Below are 13,854 nucleotides of genomic sequence, written 5' to 3' on the forward strand. Positions count from 1 at the left end.
AGCCGCATCCAGGGCTGATGGCAGAGGCGCCGACGCGCTCCGTCCGCGTCTCAGGATGCACCGCACTATCGAGGCACCCCCGCAAGCCCGACAGGGCCGCGCGGCTGTCATCGCAACCCGGTAGCGGCCAGATTCGAAAAGTTCTATATCGCTTCCTGGCTGCGCCGCGCGGCTCCACGGGCGTCCAAATCGCCCCCGCGCATCGTCCTGCCCGGGCACTCCCGGGGCGGCGCGCGCCCGTCGGGCGCTACACAGGCCGAACACAGACTTCGTAGCGCAGGTCTTGCCTGCGCGTGTTCGACAACCCGCAGCGAGGATAGAACCAGCCGTGCCATCACTCGACAGCTTCAAGGCCCGCCAGACGCTCGAAGCCGGCGGCAAGACCTACACCTATTATTCGATCCCCGAGGCCGAGAAGAACGGCCTCGCCTCCGCCACCGCGCTGCCCTTCTCGATGAAGGTCCTGCTGGAGAACCTGCTGCGCTTCGAGGATGATCGTTCGGTCCGCAAGGCCGACATCGAGGCGACGGTCGGCTGGCTCGCCGAGAAGGGCAAGGCCGAGGTCGAGATCGCGTTCCGGCCCGCCCGCGTGCTGATGCAGGACTTCACCGGCGTCCCGGCCGTGGTCGATCTGGCGGCCATGCGCGACGCCATGGTGGCGCTCGGCGGCGACCCGCAGAAGATCAACCCGCTGGTGCCGGTCGATCTCGTCATCGACCACTCGGTGATCGTCGACGAGTTCGGCACCCCGAAGGCGCTCGCCGACAACGTTGCCCTGGAATACTCGCGCAACGGCGAGCGCTACACCTTCCTGAAGTGGGGCCAGTCGGCCTTCGACAACTTCTCGGTGGTCCCCCCGGGCACCGGCATCTGCCACCAGGTGAACCTGGAATACCTGGCCCAGACCGTCTGGACGAAGTCCGAGGACGGGACCGAGGTCGCCTATCCCGATTCGCTGGTCGGCACCGACTCGCACACCACCATGGTCAACGGCATGGCGGTGCTGGGCTGGGGCGTCGGCGGCATCGAGGCCGAGGCGGCCATGCTCGGCCAGCCGCTCTCGATGCTGATCCCCGAGGTCGTGGGCTTCAAGCTCTCCGGCAAGCTGCCCGAGGGCACCACCGCCACCGATCTCGTGCTCACCGTCACGCAGATGCTGCGCAAGAAGGGCGTGGTCGGCAAGTTCGTGGAGTTCTACGGCCCCGGCCTCGACGACATGGCGGTCGCCGACCGGGCCACCATCTCCAACATGGCCCCGGAATACGGCGCCACCTGCGGCTTCTTCCCGATCGACCAGCGGACCATCGACTTCCTGAAGGTCACCGGCCGCTCCGACGACCGGATCGCCCTGGTCGAAGCCTACGCCAAGGCGCAGGGCATGTGGCGCGACGCCAAGACGCCCGACCCGGTCTTCACCGACACGCTGCATCTCGACATGGGCGAGGTCCGCCCCTCGCTCGCCGGCCCGAAGCGCCCACAGGACCGGGTTCTGCTCGATGCCGCCAAGCCCGGCTTCGCGACCTCGATGGAGACCGAGTTCAAGAAGGCCGCCGATCTCGCCAGCCGCTACCCGGTCGAGGGCACGAATTTCGACATCGGCCACGGCGACGTAGTGATCGCGGCGATCACCAGCTGCACCAACACCTCGAACCCGTCGGTGATGATCGGCGCGGGCCTGCTCGCCCGCAACGCCGTGGCCAAGGGCCTGCGCTCGAAGCCCTGGGTGAAGACCTCGCTGGCCCCCGGCTCGCAGGTCGTCGGCGAGTATCTCGAGAAGTCCGGCCTTCAGGAGCCCCTCGACGCGCTGGGCTTCAACCTCGTCGGCTTCGGCTGCACCACCTGCATCGGCAATTCCGGCCCGCTGCCGGAGGCGATCTCCAAGGCGATCAACGACAACGACGTCGTGGCCGCCGCGGTGCTCTCGGGCAACCGCAACTTCGAGGGCCGGGTGAACCCCGACGTGCGGGCGAACTACCTCGCCTCGCCGCCGCTGGTCGTGGCCTACGCGCTGGCCGGCTCGATGCAGATCGACATCACCACCGAGCCGCTGGGCCAGGGCTCCGACGGCAAGCCGGTCTACCTCCGGGACATCTGGCCGTCCTCGGCGGAGGTCCAGCAGTTCATCGAGGAGAACATCACCTCGGAGCTGTTCAAGCGCCGCTACGCCGACGTGTTCGGCGGCGACGAGAACTGGAAGAACGTCGAGGTCACCGAGGCCGAGACCTTCGCGTGGAACCCCGGCTCCACCTACGTGCAGAACCCCCCGTACTTCGTCGGCATGGAGAAGACGCCCAAGCCCGTGGAGGACATCGAGAACGCCCGCATCCTCGGGCTCTTCCTCGACTCGATCACCACCGACCACATCTCGCCCGCGGGCAACATCCGGGCGGCCTCGCCGGCCGGCGAGTATCTGCAGGCGCACCAGGTCCGCGTGCAGGATTTCAACCAGTACGGCACGCGGCGCGGCAACCACGAGGTGATGATGCGGGGCACCTTCGCCAATATCCGCATCAAGAACCAGATGGTCCGGGACCCGTCCGGCAACGTGGTCGAGGGTGGCTGGACGCTGTTCCAGCCGTCGGGTGAGAAGATGTTCATCTACGACGCGGCGCAGAAATACGCCGCGCAGGGCACACCGCTCGTCGTCTTCGCCGGCAAGGAATACGGCACCGGCTCCTCGCGCGACTGGGCGGCCAAGGGCACCAAGCTCCTGGGCATCCGGGCCGTGGTCGCCGAGAGCTTCGAGCGTATCCACCGCTCGAACCTCGTCGGCATGGGCGTGGTGCCGCTGGTCTTCCAGGGCGACACGTCCTGGGCGTCCCTGGGGCTCAAGGGCGACGAGACCGTCACCATCAGGGGGCTGTCCGGCGAGCTGAAGCCGCGCCAGACCCTGATCGCGGAGATCACCGCGTCGGACGGATCGAAGAAGGAGGTGCCGCTCACCTGCCGGATCGATACGCTCGACGAGCTGGAATACTTCCGCAACGGCGGCATCCTGCCCTACGTGCTGCGTTCGCTCGCGGCCTGAACCCTCGGCCAGGCGGCCCCGGCAGGGTCGCCTGAACCGTATCGAGGCGGCGCCGATCCGGCGCCGCCTTTTTCATGCCCGGCGTCAGGCTGCGCATCCTGACGGAATTGTCTTGCGCACAACCTTGTTTCGCGCCCGCGGCGCCCCATAACCCGGCTCCCGAAGCAGGACCGGAACCCGATGAAGCATCTCAGCAAGACCCTCGCCGCCGCCGGACTGACAGCTCTGCTGTCGAGCGCAGCCTTCGCCGCGCAGGTCGAGCGCGTCCGCGGCACGATCGACAAGGCCGAGGGCAGCACGCTCACGATCAAGACCGAGGACGGCAAGTCCGAGACCGTCGATGTCGGCGGCGCCAAGTTCGCCTGGGTGGTTCCGTCGAGCCTCGACCAGATCAAGGACGGCCTCTTCATCGGCACCGCCACCAAGGGCGAGAACCCGATGACCGCCCTCGAAGTCGTGCTCTTCCCCGAGTCGATGCGCGGCACCGGCGAAGGCCATTACGGCTGGGACACGATCACCGACCAGACCGGCGGCGCCGGCTCCAAGGTGAAGAGTGCCATGACCAACGGCACCGTGAAGGCCGAGACCGCCAACGCCCCCAAGGTGAAGAGCGCGATGACCAACGGCACCGTGAAGGCCGACGCGAGTGCCGCCGGCGGTGCCCGCACCCTGACGGTGAGCTACGGCAAGGACGGGTCCAAGGAGATCGTGGTGCCGTCCTCAGCGCCGATCGTCGCCTTCGAGCCGGCCGATAAGACGATCCTGGCCCCCGGCTCCAAGGTCTTCGCCGTCGTCGCCAAGGACGGCGCGAAGGCCGAGGGCAAGCTCGTGGCGGTCGGCAAGGACGGCCTCACCCCGCCGATGTAAGGTTTGGACGTGCGCCCCGGGGTCGGCAGGGCCGTTCCCGGGGCGTGGCCGCCTTCGCGAAGCCTGTGTTTTCGCGTCCGGAGCCCGGGGTTGGGCCCGCCATCCTGCTCTGTCCGCGAGGACGACGCACGCAGTTGCACAAATCCTCGGCATGATCGGGCGCTTCGCGCAGGCCGCAGACTCGGGTCGAGTTCTGCAACGCTCCGAACAAGCGCGTGATATCGCGCATGAGGAAAGTAGATTTGCGGCCTATTTTACGTTTCATAGTATATTATGTCTTATTTTAGTAATATACACAACCGATTTATCTTGATACTAAATTGGTCTGCGCCTGTATGGTTTGTCGGCAGGGTAGCGCACAGGGCTTTCGCCATCGATGTTTCCGTGGTCAAGCTGGAGGATCAGGGATCTAGCTTGCACGATGCGGGGCCGGCGCGATGAAGTTCTTGCGTGACGCAAAAATTCTCGTGAAGCTTGCAATCCCACTTTTGATCGTCGCTCTCGCCGCCGGTGGATTCATCCTCTACGCCCGCGCGAGCCTGATCGCGCAGTCGGAGCAGACGCGTCACATCATCGACGTGCAGGCCAAGCGGCTCGCGCTGATCCTCGGTCTCCAGATCGATGTCAGCGAGATGTCCGTCCAGGCCCGGAACCTCGTCCTCGAGACGCGGGACTCGCAGCTGGCGGGATACGAGACGCGCATCAAGCAGGCCAAGGCGCATGCCTTCGGCCAGATCGACACTCTCGGAAAGCTCGCTGACACGCCCGAGCGGCGCGCGGCCAACGCGGAGCTGAGTCAGACCCTGACGGCGCTCGGGGCGGTCATCGACCGGGTCATCGCCAGCGCGGAGGAGGGCAACAGCGAACTCGGCCGCGACATCCTGCTGAGCGACGGCAATCCGCTGCGTGCGAAGCTCTGGGAGCTGGCCCAGGCGCGGATCGACGTGCTGACGGCCGAACTGCAGCAGGAGCGCGACGCGTCCGAGCAATCCGCGGCCCGCGCGACCCTGACGCTGGTCGCGGCGGCGTCCAGCGGGCTCGTCGCCGCCATCGGGGCGGGCGTCGCCGTCGTCGTCCTCGGCGTGACGGCGCCCCTCAAACGCCTGGTCCGGACCCTCGAGCGCATGGGGCACGGGGAGATCGACAGCGAGATCGCCGAGGCCGCCCGTGGTGACGAGATCGGCGCCGTCGGGCGCGCGGTCGAGGGGATCAAGCGCATGGTCGCCGCGGAGGCGGCCGAGCAGGCCGAGATGCGGCGCCGGGCCGATGCCGCGGCCTCGGCCGAGCGCAGGCGCGCCCGGGCCGAACTCGCCGACAGTTTCGAGCAGGCCATGGTCGGCATCGTCGGCGCCGTGTCGAGCTCGGCGGTCGAGCTGCAGACGGCCGCCCAGGGCATGACCGATACCGCCAGCATCGCGGCGATGCAGGCCGCGACCGTCGCGGCGGCGGCGGAGGAAGCCGCCGCCAATGTCCAGACGGTCGCCGCAGCCGCCGAGGAACTCGGCACCTCGGTCCAGGAGATCGGCCGCCAGGTCACCGGATCGGCCGCGCTGACCCGGACGGCGGCCCAGGAGGCCGGCGAGACGACCCAGCTCGTGCAGGCGCTGAACCAGACATCGGCCGAGATCGGTGAGATGGTCGGGCTGATCGCCAACATCGCCAGCCAGACCAACCTTCTGGCCCTGAACGCCACCATCGAGGCTGCCCGGGCCGGGGAGGCGGGGCGCGGCTTCGCCGTCGTCGCCTCGGAGGTGAAGGAACTCGCCGGCCAGACCGCCCGTGTCACGGACGAGATCACCGGTCAGATCGGCGCGATCCGGGCGGTGACCGAGAACGCTGTGGCGGCCATCGGGGGGATCACCAACCGGATCGGTGAGATCGACGGGGTGACCGCCAGTATCGCGGCGGCGGTCGAGGAGCAGGGCGCGGCGACTCAGGAGATCGTGCGCAACGTCGCCCAGGCCGCCTCCGGCACCGGCGAGGTCACGAGCAATATCGTCGGGGTCGCGGAGGCGTCCGAGGCGACCGGGGCCGCCGCCGCCCAGGTTCTGGGGGCGGCCGCGGCGCTCTCGGACCAGTCCGGGCTGCTGAATGCCGAGGTCGCCCGCTTCCTCAATGGCATCCGGGCCGCCTGAGGCGGCCCCGACCGATCGGCCGGGTCATCCCGGAAGCCGGATGTCGGCTCCCGGGATGATGCGCAATCAGGCCGCGAGCGCGACGGTGTAATCCGCCTCGGTCTTCTTGCGGATCTCCGCCTCGGAGACGCCGTCGGCGAGCTCGATCAGCTTCATGCCGCCATCGCCCTTCTTGTCGATCTCGAAGACGCCGAGATCGGTGATCACGAGATCGACCACCCGGGTCCCGGTCAGCGGCAGGTCGCAGGCCTTGAGCAGCTTGGGGCTTTCGGTGCCGTCCTTGTTCTTGGCGACGTGCTCCATCACGACGATGACGCGCTTCACGCCGGCGACGAGGTCCATCGCGCCGCCCATCCCCTTCACCATCTTGCCGGGGATCATCCAGTTGGCGAGGTCGCCGTTTCCGGCCACCTGCATCGCCCCCAGGATCGACAGGTTGATGTGCCCGCCCCGGATCATCCCGAAGGAATCCGCCGAGGAGAAGTAGCTGGTCGTCGGCAGGGCCGTGATCGTCTGCTTGCCGGCGTTGATCAGGTCCGGGTCCTCCTCGCCCTCGTACGGGAAGGGGCCCATGCCGAGCATGCCGTTCTCGGATTGCAGCTGCACCGACATGCCCTCGGGAATGTAGTTCGACACCAGCGTCGGGATGCCGATACCGAGGTTCACGTAGAAGCCGTCTTCCAGCTCCTTGGCGGCGCGCGCCGCCATCTGCTCGCGGGTCCAGGCCATCGTTCTACTCCCTTCCCTCGATCAGTGCGTGCCGCCGCCGGCGGCGGCCGCGGGCGTGGTCTCGGAGCGCTTGCGCGTGGTGCGCTGCTCGATCCGCTTCTCGCGCACGCCGACCTCGATGATCCGCTTCACGAAGATTCCGGGCGTGTGGATCGTGTCCGGGTCGATCTCGCCCGGCTGCACGAGATGCTCGACCTGCGCCACCGTCATCGTGGCGGCCGTCGCCATCATCGGGTTGAAGTTGCGGGCGGTCATCCGGTAGCGGAGGTTGCCCTCGGTATCGCCGGTATGGGCGTGCACGATCGCGAGGTCGGCAAACAGGCCGCGCTCCATCACGTATTGTTCGCCGTCGAACTCCCGCACCTCCTTGCCCTCGGCGACTTTGGTGCCGACGCCGGTCTTGGTGAAGAAGGCCGGAATGCCGGCGCCGCCCGCGCGGATGCGCTCGGCGAGCGTCCCCTGCGGGTTGAACTCGATCTCCAGCTCGCCCCCGAGATACTGCCGGGCGAACTCCTTGTTCTCGCCGACATAGGACGAGATCATCTTGCGCACCTGTCGCGTGTCCAGGAGCTTGCCCAGGCCGACGCCGTCGATGCCGGCATTGTTCGAGACGATGGTCAGGCCCTTGACCCCCGAAGCGCGCACCGCCTCGATCAGCTCGTCGGGGATGCCGCAGAGGCCGAAGCCGCCGCACATCACCATCATGTCGTCGCGCAGCAGGCCGGCCAATGCCGCGGTGGGATCCGTGTAGACCTTCTTCATCGAACCGTCCTTTTCCCGCCCGGTCTGGCCCGGCCGAAATCTTGGGAAGCGCGTTTCCTCGGGCTTGCTGTCCTCGATTCCGCGACCGAAATCCAGTACCGCGATCCCCGGCCCACATGGTGTCCGGGGCGATCCGTAACCCGCGCCGCCCTGGGGAGAGCCCGACCGCAGCGCCGGAGCCCCGCAGACAAGGCGGCCTGAGCGCGCTATGAGATGAATTCGACGAGCAGACCCTACCGGGCCGCGACGGCTTGAGGGGGCTGGCGCCGCACCCGGCCTTCGGCCGCATCTGCGGCTCGCCCATCCGGAGCATGATGTCGCCGCGCCGCCCAATCCTCGCTCTCGCCCTCGCGGGCCTCATCCTCGCGGGCCTCGGCCTTCAGGACTGGTCGGTCGATGGCCGCCGGGCGACGCGTTTCGCGGCCCATGCGCTGGACGATTACGGACTCGCGCTGACCACGCAGGGGACCGCACAACTCCGACTCCTGCCCCTGCCGCGCCTGACCCTCGGACAGGTGCGCCTTGCCGCCGGACCCACCGGGCCGACCCTTGCGGAGGGTGGCCGCTTGACCATCGACCTCGATCCGCTCGGGTTGCTGGTCGGGCGGGCGGATCTGGGCGGGCTCCGGCTGGAGGATGCACGCCTGTCCGCGGATGCATCCGCCTGGCGCGAGCCGCTCACGCAGCTGACCGGACGCATGCGCTCGGGTCTGACGCAGCGTCCGCGATGGATCGCCCTGAGCGGGGCCCGCATCGACGGGGGCGCGGACGCGCGGGATATCGCAATCGACCTCGCCTGGCCGTTCTGGAGCGCCTCCGCCGAGGCCCATGCCAGCCTGACCTGGCGGGGCGTGCCGATGCGGGTGGCGCTGACCCATCTTCTGCCGGCCTACATCGCACAGGGGCTGCGCACACCGTTCACGGCTTGGGTGACCTGGCCGGATGGCAGCCTCGCGCTCGACGGGACGGCGGGACCTCCGCCGGATGGAAGCACAATGCCGGCCCTGGCCGGGCGAGCCCGGTTCGAGAGCCGCGCGCTCCCGGAAACCCTGGCCTGGCTCGGGCGCGACGCACCGCTCGTATCGCTCGCGGGCGCCTTCTCGCTCGACGGACGTTTCGAGACGTCGGACAAATCCGTGTCCTGGCCGAGCCTGCGGGTCGGCCTCGGCGACGACGTTCTGGAGGGGGCGGGTGCCGTGGCCCTCGGTCCGGGCACCCCGCAGCGCCTCTCGGTCCAGGCGACCCTGGCGGCCGAGACGCTCAACCTGGCGCCGCTGATGGGCGATCTCGTCAAGCTGTTCGAGGCGGAGCCGACGCCCCTGGCGCTGGCGCCGCTCACCAGGGGCGATCTCGATCTGCGCCTGTCGGCGGCCGAGGGCCGGATCGGGCTGGTTCAGGTCCAGGACCTAGCCGCCAGCATCCTCGTCCGGGATGCCGCCGTGGAAGTGGCGGTGAACCGCGCGCGCCTTCAGGACGGCACGCTCAAGGGGCGCGTCACCCTGGTGAGCGGTGCGGATCCGGCCGAGACCGAGGTGCGGATGCAGGGCAGCCTCGATCGGGTCGATCTCAGCACCCTGCTGGGCGAGATCGGGACCGGGCGTTGGATGAGCGGGCCGCTGCAGGGGCAGTTCTCCTTTGAGGGGAGCGCCCGCGACAGCGCCGGCCTGCTCGCCCATCTCGGCGGTCGCGCGACGCTGTCGGTCGACGGCGGTGCGATCGCGGGTCTCGATTTGGCCGAGCTCGTTCACCGCAACGGCGTCGTCCCCGCCGGAGCGCTCGCGCGCCGCAACGGCCGGACCGCCTTCGAGCGCGCCGCGATCACCCTGCGCTTCGCCGACGGGGTCGGTGAATTCGCCGAATCGGGCCTGCGTGGGCCGAGCGTCGGGGCCAGCCTGCAAGGTCGGGTCTCGCTGCCGACGCGACGGATCGAGGCCCGGGGCGATCTGGCGCTGCGCGCGGTATCCGACCCGTCCCGCGGGCTCCTGTTCGAGGTCTCGGGTCCATGGGATGCGCCGACCGCGCAGGTCGTACCCCAGGGCGAGGCGATGCTGCCCGACCCGTTCAAGGTTCCCGCCGCGCTCGGGCTGAGCGGCAACGCCCGCGCCTACGCGCCGTGACGCCGGTGATGGCGTCCGTTCGTACCCGCTTTTAAGCTCCGGCTTCAAACCTGTTCGTGACCCCCATGCGCCGCCTGCCACTCGAGGAACCGATCACCCGCGCCGGGCCGCTGTCGCGGCAGCTCGCGGTGTTCGCCATCATCGCCACGGGGCTCGCTCTGATCGTGGTCCGCGACCCGCGCGCGGATACCGACGCGGCGCTGGTCGCGCTCGCGGCCGGGCTCTGCGTCGCCCTGGCCGCCGCGGTCGCGGCGGTTTTCGCCTTCGTGCATGTCTGGCGCGAGGGCGCGCGGGGACTGGGGGCGGCGCTAGCCGGATTGCTTCTGGCGCTCCTCCTGCTGGGCTACCCGGCCTATCTCGGCCTGCGCGGCCTACGCCTGCCGGCCCTGTCGGACATCACCACCGATATCGACAACCCGCCGGCCTTCTCGCGCTCGCGGGCCGCCTTCGCGGCGCGGGGCGGGCGCTACCCGCCGGATCCGGGCCCCGCGATCCGCGAGCGCCAGCGCGGCGCCTATCCGCAGATCGCGCCCCTGACCCTCGATATCGGCGCCGATGAGGCGTTCGAGCTTGCGCGCAAGGCGGCGCTTAACCGGCATTGGCAGATCGTCGAGGCGATCCGCCCGGGGGGACGCACCGGCAATGGCCGGATCGAAGCCGCGGCCCGCGGCCTCATCCTCAATCTGCCCGACGACGTGACCGTGCGGATCCGTCCCCGGGCCGACGGCGCCCGGATCGATGTGCGCTCGGCCTCGCGGATCGGGGGCCGGGATTTCGGCAGCAATGCCGACCGCATCCGCGCCTATCTCGACGACGTCGCCAACCTCGCGCTGGCGGTGAAGTAGGCGAGCGCGGTCAGGCCGGGGCGTAGGCGCTGTCGAGGCGCGGCGGCCCATCGCAGGCCACGAGCCCGCGCCCGACGAGATCTTCCAGATGGGCGAACACCGACAGAGCGGCGGCGCCCCGCAGCCGCGGGTCGAGCCCCTGGTAGATCGCCGCGACGACCTCCGGAATGCGTGAATCCCCGGCGGCCAGCCGGGCGCGGATCGCCGCCTCCCGCTGACGGCGATGGCCGAGGAGGCAGCGGACGAGGCGCGCGGGCTCGCGGACCGGGCCGCCATGTCCCGGCCAGTAGATCGTCTCGCTGCGCCCGCGCAGCTTCTCGAGCGAGGCCATGTAGGCCCGCATCTCACCGTCCGGGGGGGCGACGATCGTCGTGTTCCAGGCCATCACGTGGTCGCCCGAGAACAGCGCCTCGCCCTCCGGCAACGCGAAGGCGAGGTGGTTCATCGTATGGCCGGGGGTCTCGACCGCCACGAGCGTCCATCCCGGACCCGAGACGGTCTCGCCCTCCGCCATCACGCGCGCCGGGGCGTGGGCCTGGTCGGAACTGGCATCCAACATCGGGGCCTCGCCCTCCGCGAGGGCCCGGGCCGCCCGATGGGGGCCGCAACCGACGATCGACGCGCCGGTCCGGGCCGCCAGGAGCCGCGCCCCGGGCGAATGGTCCCGATGCGTGTGGGTCACCACGATGACCTCGACCTGTTCGTCGCCGAGGTCTGCGAGCAAAGCGTCGATATGGGTGGATTCGGCCGGGCCGGGATCGATGATGGCGACGCGCCCGTGGCCGATCACATAGGTGCAGGTGCCGGTCGCCGTGAACGGTCCGCCATTCGGAGCGATTCGCCGCCGGATCAGCGGTGCGACCTGCTCCATTCGCCCGCTCTCGGGCAGCGACCGATCGAAGGTCGGCTTGCTCTCGTCCTCACCCGCCATCACCACCCCGTCCCTGTCCGGGGGTGGTTCTAAAGCCGCGTCCGACCGCGGTGCAAACGGGGCCGAACCTTAGACGGCTCCGTTGAACGCGCCGCGGTCTCGGGGCTCAGCCCATCGTCCCACGGGTGTGGGCTGAGTCCCAGCCGGTGGGCGGTCAGCCCCCGCGTCCCTCGTCGCGCCGCGAATCAACCAGCCCGGTGGGACCGGCCGGCGCGGACGCGGACAGGCACCGGCACGGGGGCCGGCATGACGCCGAGGCCGAGGGCCGCCGCCCGCGCCGCATCGGCAGCCCCATCGACGATCTCCGTCACGCGCGTCGCCAGCGCGGCGACCTTGGATCGAACGGCTCTCTTTGCAGCTTGCAGCATCGCGGATCCCGGTTCGGACCTAATAACCTATCATCGAACGCTACCGTCAGGCTCCCGTTCCGTCACGCAACGTCGCGGGCAGATCCGCGAGCGAGACGAATCGCGCCTCCATTGTCAAGTGCGCGGAACCAGAGCGAAACCTTGGCGTTTTCGAGTCCAGAACGACGCGGCCACCCGCGCCGGTACTTTTAAAGGATCCGCACAATGCTCGGTTGGGCCGTAACCTTCCTCGTCGTCGCTCTGGTCGCCGCTCTGCTCGGTTTCGGTGGTATTGCCGGGACCGCCATGGAAGCAGCCAAGCTGGTCTTCTTCGTTGCGATCGTCCTGTTCGCGATCTCGGCCGTCGTCGGCCTGATGCGCGGCCGCTCGCCAACTCTGTAAAGCGGTCGTAACCACTGGCGCTGGCGCCAGGCTGTGGACCGAATTGGGGAGAGCCGCCGTCATCCACGGCGGCTTTTCCATCTTCGAGGCCTCTCGAAGGCCTAAAGACCGTCGGCCGCCGCTCACGCCTTCTCGCGATCCCCGCCATCGAGTTTGGCGATGAGTTCGGCAAAGCGATCGGGCACCGGTTGAAGCGCCACGGTGTCGTACATCGCGCGCAGCTGCGCGGCGAGGCGGTTGCGGGTGTGATCGCTCAGGGCGCCGCGACCGCCGGGCCGGTCTCCCGACGCGGGGGCGGCATCCGCGGGATCGCCCGATGCAGTCATCGGGGCTTGGGCCGAAGGGGCTGAAGCGGTTCCGGCACACGGATCTCCGGCGCGGAGGTCCGCATCCTTGCCCTGGTCCGCCATTCACACGCCCCTTATTGCCGAAGTCCGCTGGGCCGCATTGTACTGCGGCTCGACATACGCCATGGCTGCGGCTGCAACGCCCGCCCGCCGGATCGGTTCCGCTGGGGGCGGAACGGAGTGCGGGCCTCCGCGTTGGGCGGTAGGCTGCGCAGGATACAAGCCGGCCCCGGCACGACCTCGGTCGAGGACCGAGGCATCGCGGCCGGGCAACACGGCGAGGCACAGGGGATCGAATGTCGACATCGCAACTCGTGGTACAGCACCTGCCGTACCTGCGCCGCTATGCGCGGGCGCTCACGGGGAGCCAAGTGGCGGGCGACGCCTATGTCGCCGCCACCCTGGAAACCCTCGTCAACGAGCCGGATACGCTCGGCCGCAGCACCAATATCAAGGCGGATCTGTTCCGGGTCTTCACCCGGATCTGGAACTCCCTGTCGGTGAACGGGCGCAGCGAGCAGGTCCAGCACGATTTGCCGGCTGAAGTCCGCCTCGGCCAGATCACCCCGCTGCCGCGGCAGGCCTTCCTGCTGTCCTGCCTCGAGGGCTTCTCGGAGGAAGACGCGGCCATCATCCTGGCCGTCGATGTCTCCGAGGTCCGTGACCTGGTTGACGAGGCCGGCCGCGAGCTCGCCGCCGACATGGCCACCGAAATCCTCATCATCGAGGACGAGCCGCTGATCGCCATGGATCTCGAGGCGCTGGTCGAGGGCCTCGGCCACAACGTCATCGGCGTCGCCCGCACCCGGACCGAGGCGATCAAGATCGCCAGCGAGGGCAAGCGCCCGGGTCTGATCCTGGCCGACATCCAGCTGGCCGACGGCTCCTCGGGCCTCGACGCGGTGAACGACCTGCTGAAGACCTTCGAGGTGCCGGTGATCTTCATCACCGCCTATCCGGAGCGGTTCCTCACGGGCGAGCGCCCCGAGCCGGCCTTCCTCATCGCCAAGCCGTTCCAGCCGGCGAATGTGTCGGCGGTGATCAGCCAGGCCTTGTTCTTCCAGCAGACCGCGCGTCGCCGGGAAGCCAAGACCGCCTGATTCCTGAGGGTACCGGAGCGGCTGGCCGCTCCGGACCGACTGATCGAACTCAAAAAACCCCGGCGCGAGCCGGGGTTTTTTGTTGCGCCACCTACGGCGCGAACGCGCACAAAAAAACGGGCCGGAGATGGCTCCAGCCCGTCGAAGAGGTTCCGGCCGATGCACAAGGGGAATGCGGGGAGGACCAGGTGGCCGGGTCTCGATGTAACGAGCGCGGCCTCGGGATGTTCCGGAAAATGCGCTT

12 protein-coding genes are annotated in these 13,854 nt (G+C 69.2%); 7 read left to right on the forward strand and 5 right to left on the reverse strand.

All coding sequences use genetic code 11. The annotated features are described in order from the left end of the window. Window positions 1–328: 328 nt before the first annotated feature. The 3 genes from acnA (at window position 329) to LGR69_RS25690 (ending at window position 6,030) form a co-directional block, all read left to right on the forward strand. Entirely contained in the window at window positions 329–3,028 is a 2,700-nt protein-coding gene (acnA, locus tag LGR69_RS25680; protein WP_007568836.1) for an aconitate hydratase AcnA, read from the forward strand. 180 nt (window positions 3,029–3,208) lie between these two features. Beyond that, window positions 3,209–3,895, forward strand: coding sequence for a metal ABC transporter permease (locus LGR69_RS25685; protein ID WP_230367787.1), 687 nt, complete (start codon window positions 3,209–3,211; stop codon window positions 3,893–3,895). 437 nt (window positions 3,896–4,332) lie between these two features. Beyond that, the gene (locus LGR69_RS25690) at window positions 4,333–6,030 is read left to right on the forward strand and encodes a methyl-accepting chemotaxis protein (protein ID WP_230367788.1); all 1,698 of its coding nucleotides are present in this window, start codon (window positions 4,333–4,335) and stop codon (window positions 6,028–6,030) included. A 66-nt stretch (window positions 6,031–6,096) separates the two neighbouring features. Here LGR69_RS25690 and LGR69_RS25695 read toward each other — a convergent pair whose 3' ends face one another. Continuing rightward, window positions 6,097–6,759 (reverse strand): CoA transferase subunit B, encoded by a 663-nt coding sequence (locus tag LGR69_RS25695; protein ID WP_007568842.1) that lies wholly within the window; start codon window positions 6,757–6,759, stop codon window positions 6,097–6,099. 21 nt (window positions 6,760–6,780) lie between these two features. Beyond that, complete coding sequence (locus tag LGR69_RS25700) at window positions 6,781–7,521, reverse strand: CoA transferase subunit A (RefSeq protein ID WP_007568844.1); 741 nt, start codon at window positions 7,519–7,521, stop codon at window positions 6,781–6,783. A gap of 314 nt (window positions 7,522–7,835) precedes the next feature. Here LGR69_RS25700 and LGR69_RS25705 point away from each other — a divergent pair, with 314 nt between their 5' ends. Together LGR69_RS25705 and LGR69_RS25710 are read left to right on the forward strand one after the other, a co-directional pair. After that, on the forward strand, window positions 7,836–9,638 hold the full coding sequence (locus LGR69_RS25705; protein ID WP_230367789.1) for an AsmA family protein: 1,803 nt from the start codon (window positions 7,836–7,838) through the stop codon (window positions 9,636–9,638). A gap of 65 nt (window positions 9,639–9,703) precedes the next feature. Beyond that, window positions 9,704–10,483, forward strand: a complete 780-nt coding sequence (locus LGR69_RS25710; protein ID WP_230367790.1) for a DUF1499 domain-containing protein — start codon at window positions 9,704–9,706, stop codon at window positions 10,481–10,483. Between the two features lie 10 nt (window positions 10,484–10,493). Here the strand turns inward: LGR69_RS25710 and LGR69_RS25715 are convergent, their stop codons facing one another. Continuing rightward, on the reverse strand, window positions 10,494–11,414 hold the full coding sequence (locus LGR69_RS25715; protein ID WP_230367791.1) for an MBL fold metallo-hydrolase: 921 nt from the start codon (window positions 11,412–11,414) through the stop codon (window positions 10,494–10,496). 185 nt (window positions 11,415–11,599) lie between these two features. Continuing rightward, window positions 11,600–11,782 (reverse strand): hypothetical protein, encoded by a 183-nt coding sequence (locus LGR69_RS25720; protein ID WP_091858635.1) that lies wholly within the window; start codon window positions 11,780–11,782, stop codon window positions 11,600–11,602. Window positions 11,783–11,986: 204 nt separating this feature from the next. Here LGR69_RS25720 and LGR69_RS25725 point away from each other — a divergent pair, with 204 nt between their 5' ends. After that, the gene (locus LGR69_RS25725) at window positions 11,987–12,163 is read left to right on the forward strand and encodes a DUF1328 domain-containing protein (protein ID WP_007568853.1); all 177 of its coding nucleotides are present in this window, start codon (window positions 11,987–11,989) and stop codon (window positions 12,161–12,163) included. 122 nt (window positions 12,164–12,285) lie between these two features. Here the strand turns inward: LGR69_RS25725 and LGR69_RS25730 are convergent, their stop codons facing one another. Next, window positions 12,286–12,489, reverse strand: a complete 204-nt coding sequence (locus LGR69_RS25730; protein ID WP_230367792.1) for a NepR family anti-sigma factor — start codon at window positions 12,487–12,489, stop codon at window positions 12,286–12,288. Window positions 12,490–12,806: 317 nt separating this feature from the next. On the opposite strand from LGR69_RS25730, the gene LGR69_RS25735 reads away from it, so the two are divergent. Further along, window positions 12,807–13,610: a response regulator gene (locus LGR69_RS25735; RefSeq protein WP_007568855.1), complete on the forward strand. Its 804-nt coding sequence runs from the start codon at window positions 12,807–12,809 to the stop codon at window positions 13,608–13,610. Window positions 13,611–13,854 lie beyond the last annotated feature (244 nt).

The sequence above is a fragment of the Methylobacterium brachiatum genome, assembly GCF_020523825.1.
Classification (GTDB): Bacteria; Pseudomonadota; Alphaproteobacteria; order Rhizobiales; family Beijerinckiaceae; genus Methylobacterium; species Methylobacterium brachiatum.